The organism is Nitrospinota bacterium (genome assembly GCA_035528715.1).
Classification (GTDB): domain Bacteria; phylum JADFOP01; class JADFOP01; order DATKYB01; family DATKYB01; genus DATKYB01.
Genome location: DATKYB010000146.1, coordinates 1 through 11,918, shown reverse-complemented (window position 1 = coordinate 11,918; position 11,918 = coordinate 1). Strand labels below are relative to the sequence as shown.

The 11,918-nt window shown below is 34.6% G+C and carries 10 protein-coding genes; all 10 read right to left on the bottom strand.

Annotation, left to right across the window (positions count from 1 at the left end; translation table 11 throughout):
- A partial coding sequence (locus VMW81_10275) for an FAD-dependent oxidoreductase (protein HUU51325.1) occupies positions 1-389 on the bottom strand: 389 nt, incomplete at its 3' end.
- Positions 382-2,640: a type I DNA topoisomerase gene (topA, locus tag VMW81_10270; protein ID HUU51324.1), complete on the bottom strand. Its 2,259-nt coding sequence runs from the start codon at positions 2,638-2,640 to the stop codon at positions 382-384. The genes topA and VMW81_10275, both read right to left, overlap by 8 nt.
- Before the next feature lie 8 nt (positions 2,641-2,648).
- Positions 2,649-3,128, bottom strand: a complete 480-nt coding sequence (locus VMW81_10265; GenBank protein HUU51323.1) for a DUF494 family protein — start codon at positions 3,126-3,128, stop codon at positions 2,649-2,651.
- Positions 3,129-3,144: 16 nt separating this feature from the next.
- The gene (gene dprA, locus VMW81_10260) at positions 3,145-4,260 is read right to left on the bottom strand and encodes a DNA-processing protein DprA (GenBank protein ID HUU51322.1); all 1,116 of its coding nucleotides are present in this window, start codon (positions 4,258-4,260) and stop codon (positions 3,145-3,147) included.
- Positions 4,261-4,415: 155 nt separating this feature from the next.
- Positions 4,416-5,180 carry a hypothetical protein gene (locus VMW81_10255; protein HUU51321.1) on the bottom strand — a complete coding sequence of 255 codons (765 nt, stop codon included), beginning with the start codon at positions 5,178-5,180 and terminating at the stop codon, positions 4,416-4,418.
- A gap of 72 nt (positions 5,181-5,252) precedes the next feature.
- Positions 5,253-7,799, bottom strand: a complete 2,547-nt coding sequence (locus tag VMW81_10250) for a TIGR03960 family B12-binding radical SAM protein (GenBank protein ID HUU51320.1) — start codon at positions 7,797-7,799, stop codon at positions 5,253-5,255.
- A gap of 67 nt (positions 7,800-7,866) precedes the next feature.
- Positions 7,867-8,967 (bottom strand): rod shape-determining protein RodA, encoded by a 1,101-nt coding sequence (gene rodA / locus VMW81_10245; protein HUU51319.1) that lies wholly within the window; start codon positions 8,965-8,967, stop codon positions 7,867-7,869.
- Between the two features lie 35 nt (positions 8,968-9,002).
- Positions 9,003-10,877 carry a penicillin-binding protein 2 gene (gene mrdA, locus VMW81_10240; GenBank protein HUU51318.1) on the bottom strand — a complete coding sequence of 625 codons (1,875 nt, stop codon included), beginning with the start codon at positions 10,875-10,877 and terminating at the stop codon, positions 9,003-9,005.
- Complete coding sequence (mreD, locus tag VMW81_10235) at positions 10,850-11,350, bottom strand: rod shape-determining protein MreD (protein ID HUU51317.1); 501 nt, start codon at positions 11,348-11,350, stop codon at positions 10,850-10,852. The genes mrdA and mreD overlap by 28 nt, the downstream gene beginning before the upstream one ends.
- A 10-nt stretch (positions 11,351-11,360) precedes the next feature.
- Positions 11,361-11,918, bottom strand: a 558-nt coding sequence (gene mreC / locus VMW81_10230) for a rod shape-determining protein MreC (protein HUU51316.1), incomplete at its 5' end; no start/stop codon positions are given.

Sequence of the window (11,918 nt, the reverse complement as noted above, 5' to 3'; positions counted from 1 at the left end):
GTAATGTTATCGCTTGATAATTCTTGAAACTCTTTTCTTACTACCGATATATTTTTATGGGTCTCAATCATATGAGTGATTTTTGAAGCGAATCGGTGCCTATCGACTGCCAAGGCGGTCCCTGCAGGAATCCTTGTTTCGTCCGCTACCTTTATAATCAAAGAGTCAAGTAATCTCATTTCCTTTTTTAGGAGACCGGGAGCACTGATGTTCACATCTGACTTCAAAGAATTACTGCAGAGAAGTTCAGCTAAAAAATGGGTCTTATGTGCTGGAGTCATCTTACAAGGCCTCATCTCAACCAGCTCCACCTTTCCACCTCTCTCTGCAATCTGCCAAGCGGCTTCAGCTCCTGCAAGACCACCACCAACGACAATAATGTCACCCATCTTTTTTATCCCCCTCCCCTTCATCTCGATATCCACATTCTTTATTAGGGCAGGTGAGAAAATTTCTTTTCTCCTTTTTATCCCATCTTGCAACGAGATATTCATGATTACAATGAGGACAGCTCATTGGTATAGGTCTTTCCCAAATGGCAAACTTACATCGAGGGAAATTACTGCATCCGTAAAATATTTTTCCTTTCTTGGTTTTTCTCTCAACAAGATTTCCGCTGCAGCCTTTCTCAGGACAGGAGACCCCAAAAGTTATCGACTTGGTATATTTGCATTTTGGATACTCACTGCATGCCAAAAAATCTCCATATCTGCCACTCTTTACTACCATGGAAGAGCCACATTTTTCACACTTCTCACTGCTCATTTCCTCAATCCTTTTATCTGAGGTGTCTTCTCTTTTTATTGATTGAGTATTTCCACACTTTTGGCAAGCTAGAAAATATCCATATCTACCCCATCTTTTAACCATCTCATCTCCACATTCACACTTTATATCTGTTGGCTCAATCTCCTTTTTAAGATTTATCATATTCTTCTCAGCTCTGTCCAAATTTTTAGAGAAAGGTGAATAAAAATCTCTCAAGGTCTCAACCCATCCTTTCTTTCCTTCCTCGATTTTATCTAATCGGTCTTCCATCTCTGCAGTAAACTTTATATCCATTATACGGGGGAAATTTTCTACTAATAACTCCATAACTATCATACCTAGCTCAGTAGGATGAAATTTTCTATTCTCTTCATCAACATACTCTCGATTTCTTATTGTATTTAATATCGCGGCATAAGTACTTGGTCTCCCAATACCTTTGTCTTCTAATTCCTTGACAAGGGTAGCTTCTGTAAATCGAAGCGGTGGCTGTGTAAAATGTTGATGGGGAACGATATCAATAAGGTTCAACCTTTCTCCTTTTTTTAAATCTGGCAATAAAACATCTTCTTCATTGTCTTCGGTTTTTTTATTATTGTTCTTTCCTTCTTCGTAAACTTTTGTGTACCCTTGAAAGACAACAACAGAACCACTCGCTAAAAGTAGATACTTACCTGCCATGATATATATTCTTGTGAAATCTATAATTGCTGGGCACATTTGGCTTGAAAGAAATCTATTCCATATCAATGTATATAAAGAATACTGATCTTTACTAAGAAAAGGTTTTACTCTTTCTGGGGGATGCAATGGCAAGCTTGGACGAATGGCCTCATGAGCCTCTTGAGCACCTTTCTTGCTTTTATAAATAGGAGGATTCTTTGGAAGATATTCTTCCCCATATTCTTTTATGATAAACTTTCTTGCTTCATTTTGGGCCTCAACTGCAATCCTGTTTGAATCCGTTCGCATATAGGTGATTAAGCCGACCGTTCCCTGGTCAGCTAAATCTACACCTTCATAGAGCTGTTGTGCAATGATCATTGTCTTTTTTACTGAAAAACCTAATTTCCTGGAAGCCTCTTGCTGCAATGAACTGGTGATAAACGGCGGCAACGGTTTCTTTTGTTTCTTCTTTTTTTCTATATCATGAACAATAAATTCCTTTTCTCTTAAATCCTCAACAATCTTATCAGCATCTTTATCATTTTTTATATCTATCTTGTCATTATCAATTTTATACAGTTTTGCCTGAAACTGTGGAAGGCTATTCCCCTCTAATTCGGCAGTAATAGACCAATACTCTTGAGAAACAAATGATGTAATTTCCTTCTCTCTTTCACAAATCAGACGAAGGGCAACTGATTGAACTCTCCCGGCACTTAAGCCCCTCTTAACCTTCTTCCACAGGAGGGGACTAATCATGTAACCTACTAATCTATCCAATATTCTTCTAGCTTGCTGGGCATATATTTTATCTTCATTGATCCTCCCAGGATTTTTAAAGGCCTGGGATATAGATTTAGGAGTGAATTCATTGATAAGTATTCTGTAGATATTTTTTGGGGGGATATTTTTTAACTCTTTGGAAATATGCCATGCAATCGCTTCTCCCTCTCTATCAGGATCTGGAGCAAGATATACTGTCTCCACCTTACTGGCAGCTCCTCTTAACTCCTTTAGTATCCTTCCTTTCCCTCTAATGGTTATATATTCAGGTTCAAAGTTATTTTCTAAATTAACTCCAAGCTTATTTTTGGGTAAATCCTTAATATGTCCAACAGAGGCCTTGATATCATAATCATTACCCAAAAATTTCTTAAGAGTTTTGGCCTTTGTTGGAGATTCGACTATTAAAAGCGATTTTGACATCTTTGATCTTAATTTATTAAATAGTTTTTACCGTGTTGAAATTGATCCAAAAACTCCTCTTTGAAAAGAGGATAGGATTGTCTGAATACTGCTAAAGATGCAACAATCATGATATCATCCAGATCAACTTCGTCATCTATGATTAAAAGAGCCTTATTAATTATTTCTTCCCTTAATGAATCATCTATTATCCCTAATTCTCTGAGCTTAATGAGAAAGCCCCAAGCCTCTACTGTAAATCGCATTCTTTCTTCTTCACTTAAGATCCTAAAGGCATGTGGTTTATTATAAAATTTATCAAACTGCATATCATTATATAGATTGGTAGCAAAACTTCTTATCCATGTAAAGGCGTCTATTATTTCGTTTGGATTATATCCCTTGGAGATTAAGTTCTCCATAACATTATTCTTCTCATGATCCAGATCATCATTTTCTAAAATATGATTAACGATTAGATTAACAATTCCAAATATTCTTTCTTTCAAACCACATCTCCTTTTTCTAATGATTTCTGAAAAACATCTTACCAGAATATTGTTTAATAATTCCCATTAACTCCAATTTGGCTAAAATACTAACCACTTTATTCGAAGGTAATAAGCTTTCAATAATTATACTATCAATATGCTTGCCCTCATCTCCTATAAGGGAGCAAATTTTCTCCTCTTCCTCTGTAAGTCTTTCACTTTTAGTCTTCTTTATCAGGCAACTCTGATTTTTAACCTTCTTCTCTGGATAAAGGCTTAATTGTGGTTTTAATTCTTCTAGAATATCATCTACCCCTTCCACTAATTTAGCCCCTAACTTCAAAAGACTATTTGTTCCTTTACTCTTTCCTGAACTGATATTCCCTGGTACTGCAAAAACCTCTCTTCCTTGTTCCAGTGCTAATTTAGCTGTTATTAATGAACCACTTCTGGAAGCGGCCTCTACGACTACCGTGCCTAATGAAATACCGCTAATAATCCTGTTTCTAATAGGAAAATTTTCCCTGTTCGGTCTGGTTTGCATAGGGAACTCGGATAAGATCGCTCCATTATCAATAATCTTATTCATTAATTTTTTATTTTCTGAAGGATAGACTACATCTAAACCTGAACCAAATACGGCTATTGATCTTCCTCCGCTTGATAGTGCCCCTTCGTGAGCATAGCTATCAATCCCTTTCGCCATACCACTTACAACTGTAAGGCCTTGAGAGCCAAGTTCCCAGGCTAATCTTTCCGCTGTTAGCTTTCCATATCTTGTAGGAGTCCGAGTACCAACAATAGATATTGAAAAGTCATCCTCCTTTCTTAATTCACCTTTTACATAAAGAAGAGGGGGAGGATCAAAAATATTTCTTAGATTTTTAGGATACTTTTTATCTTTTAAAATCATTATATTAACATTGTTCTTGTTCACTAATTCTAATTCTTTTTTCAAGGTTTTACCTATATCAAAAGATTTTATTTTATTAGCAATCTCCTTGCTTATCCCTTTGACCATCTCTAAGTCTTTCATAGAAGCATTGAATATCTTCCTTGGACTATCAAAATGATCTATCAATCTTTTAAATAATTTTTCCCCTATACCTGGAACGAGATAAAGGGCTATCCACCATAAACGCTCTTCCATGACTTGAGAACCTTAACTAATAATTCTCTGTAACTTATTGAATTTATTTTACTAATAATTCTCAGCCAAATTCAACAAGGTCATCATTATACATTGACTTTAAAGATAGTCAAGTCCTACTCGTTTTTTTTAATGAATCTTTAAAGGAGTGGTTCTTATTTTGATCTACCCTTATAGAGGAGCATATCACCTGTCTCTATCAGTTTGGTGGACTTGCTGATCATTGCAGTCGCTGTATTGTCTTGAACAGATAAAATAATGATTTCTCCTTTAGGAGGCTCGATCTGTTCCTTTCCTCCTTCTTTTTTTTCTAATATCTGAAAAATATCCAAAGTTCTAACACCATCTTTAGATCCCTTGTCAATATAGACAATATCATCAGTACCCAATCCGGTCTTGAGATCTTTGGAAGAAACAATGTATGCCGTCATCGCACTTTTAGGAGAAATATCCAAGGGCACCTCCACCGCTTCTTTATATTTTTCTATGGGATCATTGACATTTATTGGATGATATGATTTGGTGATGATAGCCCTTGATCTCTTTTCACCGACAACCTGTATGTCTAAAATTCCTAAAATTCTTACTAAATGTCCTATGCCCTTTTTGGATACAGGATGAGAAACAGATTTTACGATTTTAAACACGGTATATTGATCACCTATTACAACTCCTTTATTCTTTCCTATATCGATAAATACAATATCTTGCTCACTTAAATCCACTTTTTTCTCTAAAGAACCGACAATTCGATTTTTTATATCTGGTTTTGGTAGAATGTAGCCCGCTGATTCATATATATCTTTAGGAATAAACAGATGACCCTCTTTTGCCTTACCATCTATACTGCTTGTTAAAATAAAAAAAGTGGCTACTAAAATAGAATATATACTGAAGAGTCTTCTTTTTTCTATTCTCATTATCTCCTCCTTTCATAAATAATTTTAAGTAAAGTTTGACTCTCATTGCTTAGATATAAATACAAAACGTCTTTACCAGTCATCTTTTAAGCTTATCCCAACTTTTTTTATTGATAAAATATCCATCTCTGGATATATTTTTTTTGACCGATTTAATTCCTTAACGACCTCTTCAGGCCTTACATTATCAGACTCCCTCATCTTTAATATCAATTCTAAATTAATTGAATTTTTTTTCATATTTATTGCTTGCATGTCTATAATCAAAGGTCTAATACTTATTTTTTTAAAACTATCATTCTTTTCCCTTCCAATCACTATTTCTTTATTTGATAAAAAGGAAGTTATCATTTGATTGTAATCTTCTAAAATACTATCATAATTTGCAACGTTATTCATTTTTAAGTTTATATTGTAGATAACCTTTTCTGTTATCATATTATGAGATTTAAGAGGGATATTCTTAGCCAAAACAATCTCTAATCCTTTGGGTAGTGCTTGGTTAAGCTTTGATAAAAAATCTTCAGGTTCTATATAAGAAGAAAACTCTAAATCTAAATATTCACATACACTTTCAACCCCTATAGGCAAGGCCATTCCAAAAGATATCCTTGGCCTTGGATGAAATCCTGAAGTATAAGCAACATCAATATGGGCCCTCTTTAATGCTCTATAGAAAACCTTCATCAATTCGAGGTGAGATAAAAATTTCATATTATTTAGCTTCTTAAACTGAATCCTCATCCTCTGAACAGGAATTTTATGCTTGTGATTTTGTGTATCTGATTTCTCAAAGAAAAAATCCTTTGGCTCGATTTCTAACTTATTTTTGGTTTTATTTTCAAAGTTCTGTTGAACCAAAGAAAATGTGTCAATATTATTAATAACCTTAAAGTACTCATCTTTTAAAAAATCTTCACTAATACCTATATCTAAATGATGCCACGGCAATAAAATGTTTAGATCTATTTTTCTGTTCGAATAAAATCTTGGATCAATTTCTGAGTCGCAAAATGACTCTTTCCATTTCTGATATCGAAAGTGTTCCTTCCAGCCATCGAAATGACAACCTTTATTTAGAGCCCTTACCAAAACCTCGCCCAACCTTCTATCCCCTCTTGAAAAAACAGCTTCTAAAAAACTCATTTCCACAGAATGAAACTTAAGAGTAAATCTTTTATTTTTTAAATGCCTTTTTAGATATTCTAACTTTTCTTTCAACAAACTCATTTCATGCTGAGGAAACCACTGAAAGGGAGTATGAGATTTTGGGACAAAGGACGAGATACTGACGTTAATATTCTTAAGCCTTCCTCTTTGCTTTTTAATAATATGAAGTACTTCATAACAGAGCCTTATTATCCCATCAATATCTTCATCCTTCTCAGTAGGTAATCCAATCATAAAATATAATTTTAAAGAGTTCCATCCTGCCTTAACGATTTCTTCTACATCTTTTAATAATCTATCTTCTGAAATATCTTTATTGATAAGCCTTCTAAGACGCTCTGTACCTGCCTCGGCTACGAGAGTGAAGCCTGTCTTTCTGACCTTTTGAATATTTTTAATAATCTCACTATCTAAAAACCCAACCATTAAAGATGGTAAAGAAAGGGCTATATGTTCTTTAGATAACCCGTCCATTAAATGATGAATGATGAACCCCAGATTCTTATAATCACAAATATTGAGAGAATGGAGAGAAATTTCTTCGTAACCCGTGTTTTTTATGCTTTCGTTAACCAAATGAAAAATATTTTCAATGCCTCTTGTCCTGTAAGGGCTTTTAACCCTATTGGCCTGACAAAATCTACATTTCCTGTAACATCCCCTCGCAACCTCTATGTCTATCCTGTCATGAACAATCTTTGTAAACGGTACAATAGGAGATACAGGATACTCTACAGAATCCAAATTCCTTAAAATCCTCTTTTTCACTTTTTGATACCCATTTTTTTGAGGATTAATGCTATCAATTTCATTGTTATCCTTGTAAATGATTTCAAAAAGAGAGGGAACATATATCCCTTCTAGTTGAGATAATCTATCGAGACATTCCTTTTTCGTATCTTTATTCTCCAAACATTCTTGATAGATATCTACCAGTTCTAATATGACCTCCTCTCCATCTCCCAACACAAAGACATCTATAAAATCTGCAAGAGGCTCTGGATTTGCAACAGAAGAACCTCCAGCAATGATCAATGGACAATCTTTATTTCTTTCTCTACTTTTTAAAGGAATGTTTCCAAGGCGAAGGATATTTAATACATTCGTAAATGTAAGTTCATACTGAAGGCTAAATCCTATAATATGAAATTGATTCAAAGGTAGATTGGACTCTAAACTTGATAAGGGAAGTCCCCTTTTTTTAAGGATACATTCATAGTCTACATCAGGAGCAAAAACCCTTTCTGCCGCTATGTCAGGTCTTTTATTTAATATATGATAAAGGATCTTTAATCCAAGATGAGACATTCCAATTTCATAGATATCTGGAAAGATCAAAGCGACTTTTGTTTTTACAGATTTGAGATCTTTGTGGATCGAATTGAACTCATCTCCTAAATACCTTGATGGTTTTCTTATATAGGAAAGTATATCTTGATATTTATTCATTTAAAATATAACTGATCCTGAGTAATTCTTTATAAGTGTTAGATAATATTTCCAACATACGATGGGTTTAATATTTAAATCTCCTCATCCTTATACTTAATAACAGTCCCACAGCCAACATTGTTGTAAATATTGAGGAACCGCCATAACTCATAAGAGGTAGAGGTAAACCTACGATAGGAATAATTCCAAGAGTCATCCCAATATTCATCATAATATAAAAACCCATCATCCCAACGATACCAATGGCTAAATAATATCCGAAATCGTCTCTCGATCGATAAGAGATATCAATAGCCTTGAGTAAAAAAATTAAATATAAAATTACCAGAGTAAATGCCCCGATAAATCCCCATTCTTCAGCTAACACTGAGAATATAAAATCTGTATGTTTTGCAGGGAGAAAATTAAGGCGACTCTGAGTTCCTGCAAAAAGACCTTTCCCCCATAGACCCCCTGAACCTATTGCAATCATCGATTGAAGACTATGGTAACCCGCACCTAGAGGATCGGCGTAGGGATCTAATAAAGTTAACAATCTCTTTTTTTGATAATCTTGAAGAAAAAACCACATGGAAGGAAGAAAAAACATACCAGTAAATATTAAGTATAAAAAAGCTTTAAATTTTAAACCAACGATAAATACGAGCGTAAAGAAAATGAAGAAAAACATAAAAGCGGTTCCTAAATCAGGCTGTTTTGCAACTAAAAGAAATGGAATGAGAACAATTATAAAAGGAAAAATGAGTTCTCTTAGATATAAAGAATCTGATCTCTTTCGATTAGAAAAATGTTTTGCAAGAACGATAATCAAAACCAATTTCATCAATTCTGATGGTTGAAAAGAAATTGGGCCTAAAAATATCCATCTCTGAGTACCTGCTACAACCTTTCCATATAATAAGAGATAGACCAGAAGAAAAATCATACTAAAATACAAAAAATAGACATATCTTTCTAATGAGTTATAGTCAAAAAGGATAATAAAAAATATCCCAAATAATCCACAAAGGATCCAATAAATCTGTTTTATATATATTCCTTTGAGATTCGGTTCTATTCTGCCATAGACGGAACTATAAATGATTAATACGCCAATGGTGCTAATAACAATGGTGATCATCAACAAACCCCAATCAAAATTCGCGATAAGTCTTCTGTCAATCATAAAAACACCTTTTTATTACTTGCTCATTATTCAGCTCAATCTGATATTGTAGCGCTAGAATTCTTTAATTTAAAATATTCCTGAATGATTTTTTTTGCTAGAGGTGCATAACTTGCTCCATGTTTTCCACCATGTTCACTACAAACTACAACTACTAGTTCAGAATTTTCAAATGGGGCAAAGCAAACAAACCAACCATGATCTCTTAAGTGATAGGGAAGCCTTTCTTGATTATCTTTAGGTTCATTCTCCTTCATTCTTATAACCTGGGCTGTCCCTGTCTTCCCAGCTACAAGAATATTCTTTATACTGGCCCTCCTTCCAGTCCCATGATTATCATTGACAACTCCTAATAAGCCTTTTCTTACTATCTTTAAAGTCTCTGACCTAGCAGGAATCCTACCTATAATCTCCGATTGATTTGAAAATAATATTATACCTTCTGGTGATTCTATCTGTTTAACAAGTTTCGGTTTATATCTAATCCCGCCATTAGCAATGGAGCTCATTAAACTTGCTAATTGTAGAGGTGTCACAAGATTATATCCCTGACCAATAGAAGCAGAAATCGTCTCTCCTGGAAACCAGGGTTCATTCTTTACTCTCTTTTTCCATTGGGTTGATGGAACAAGCCCTTCCTTTTCATTTTCTAAACCTATTTCTGTTTTCTTCCCAAGTCCAAAGCCCTTTGCGTACCTTGCTAACGTATCTATCCCTAACTGACTCCCTACCTTATAAAAATATGTATCACATGACTCAACCAAGGCTTTATGAAGATTTACAGTCCCATGTCCCCCCTCCTTCCAACATCTATACACCCTGTTCCCAAAGAAAAAGTATCCTTTATCAAAAATAGTTGTTTTGGGTGTTATTATCCCTTCTTCTAAACCTGCAATGGCCGTTACTATCTTATAAACTGAACCAGGGGGATATTGTCCCTGAATAGCCCTATTTTGTAATGGGTGCTTTTCATTTCTCACTAAATTTAACCACTCCTCTTTTGAAATCCCTTTAGCAAAGAGATTGGGATCAAAGGATGGCTTACTCACCATGGCTAACACTTCACCATTTTGAGGGTTCATGACCACTATACTGCCTGTCATATTATCCAATAGCTCTTCTGCAAGTTTTTGGATCCTTATGTCTATGGTAAGTATCAGATTGTTACCAGGTGAAAAATCCTTCTTTATTAACAGTTTTAACTCCCTACCATAAGCATCAACCTCTACCTGCTTCTTTCCATTCTCACCTTTAAGGTAGGCCTCATACACCTTCTCAATCCCCAACTGTCCTATAAAGTCTCCCAGCTGATAACCATTTTTTGATTCCTGAAGGCCCTTTTCATCAATCTCTCCTAAATAACCCAATAGATGAGCTGACAAATCATTATATTGATAACTTCTAAGGGGTTCGATGTTTAACTCTACCCCGGGAATATCAAATATATGTTCTACAATAAATGCAACAGAATCTCTATCTATATCCCTTTTTATGACCAGAGGTTTAAAGGGGGAGACAGACCTGATTCTCTTTATAATCCTTTCCTTATATAGAGGAATCCTTTCATTCAATAAATCCAATATCTTTTGAAGATCCTTGACCTTTATATCTTCAGGGGTCAAGGAAAGATTAAAGGAGGGTCGATTATCCGCAATTATTCTTCTTTCTCTATCCATAATCTTCCCCCTATGGGCTTTGACAGACACTATCCTAATCCGGTTATTTTCAGAAAGTTTTCTAAACCTCTCTCCCTTGATTATCTGTAAATACCAGATACGAACCAACAGAATTGTGAAGAGGAGAATGATTAATGACATAAATAAAAATCTCTTTTCTCTTCTGTCGTTGGTTCTCTTCGTTTTTCGACTCTCTATAGGCATCATTATATCAAACCCTCTCTTCTCAACCATTTTATTTCTAATTTATCAAAAAGAGCCATCAAAGGAATTCCAATAACTGAACAATAAACAGCTCTGTATAAAACAAATCCTGAAAATATCTTTAATATATACTCCTGGGGAAAAAAGATTTTAAACAAGACGATAACTAGAAAACCTTCGAATAGAGCAGAAAAAAATATTATGGTAACCTGTGTTACGATATTGCCTATTGCTATATTATTTCTTAGGTTTCCTACTAAAAAGGCTATAAATCCTTTTGTAAAAAAATTCAAACCAAGAATGCCGCTTGATAAAAGATCCTGTAAGAGACCTAGCAAGGCACCGATGATGATTCCTTTATCACCTTTACTCTTAAAAGAAAAATAGATTGTTAGAACGAGAACTAAATCTGGCTGGATGCCATAGATTGCTAAGTGGTGTAAAGATGTGGTTTGTACAAGAAATATAGTTGAAACAAGTGAAAAAAAATACAGATAAGACATTAAAAAATCCCTATTTTTCTATAATGATAAAAACCTCTTCTATCTCAGAAAGATCTCTATCTGGAACGACCTCAGCTTCCTGAAATAGGCTCTGCTTTTTCTTTTTTATCCTACTGACGGTTCCTATGAGAAATCCCTTAGGAAACACACCTCCCAGTCCAGATGAGATGACTCGGTCATCAACTTTAATATCAGCATTGAGTGGAATATATTTCATTTCAAATATATTAGTATTTTTCCCCTTTATAACACCTCTATCCCTGGTCCTCTGTATCAATGCATCTACGGCACTTCTAAAATCTGTTAGCAGAAGAACCTTCGAAGTATTAGAGTTTACTTCAACCGTTCTTCCTATTAATCCATCTATTGAGACCACTGCCATTCCTTTTTTAATCCCGCTATTGGCCCCTCTATTCACAACGATAATTTTAAACCAACTGTTGAGATCATTGCTGATAACCTCCACTAGCAACATCTTTGAAGAAAAATTTTTTTTAAAATCTAACAATTGTAATAATCGGCTATACTGTTTCTCTATTTCCAAGAATCTACTCTTTTCTGCTTTTAA

Bases quoted from the DNA above. Each gene is read 5' to 3' on its own strand.
- topA (HUU51324.1), bottom strand. From the start codon at position 2,640: ATGTCAAAATCGCTTTTAATAGTCGAATCTCCAACAAAGGCCAAAACT.
- dprA (HUU51322.1), bottom strand. From the start codon at position 4,260: ATGGAAGAGCGTTTATGGTGGATAGCCCTTTATCTCGTTCCAGGTATA.
- VMW81_10255 (HUU51321.1), bottom strand. From the start codon at position 5,180: ATGAGAATAGAAAAAAGAAGACTCTTCAGTATATATTCTATTTTAGTA.
- VMW81_10250 (HUU51320.1), bottom strand. From the start codon at position 7,799: ATGAATAAATATCAAGATATACTTTCCTATATAAGAAAACCATCAAGG.
- rodA (HUU51319.1), bottom strand. From the start codon at position 8,967: ATGATTGACAGAAGACTTATCGCGAATTTTGATTGGGGTTTGTTGATG.
- mrdA (HUU51318.1), bottom strand. From the start codon at position 10,877: ATGGTTGAGAAGAGAGGGTTTGATATAATGATGCCTATAGAGAGTCGA.
- mreD (HUU51317.1), bottom strand. From the start codon at position 11,350: ATGTCTTATCTGTATTTTTTTTCACTTGTTTCAACTATATTTCTTGTA.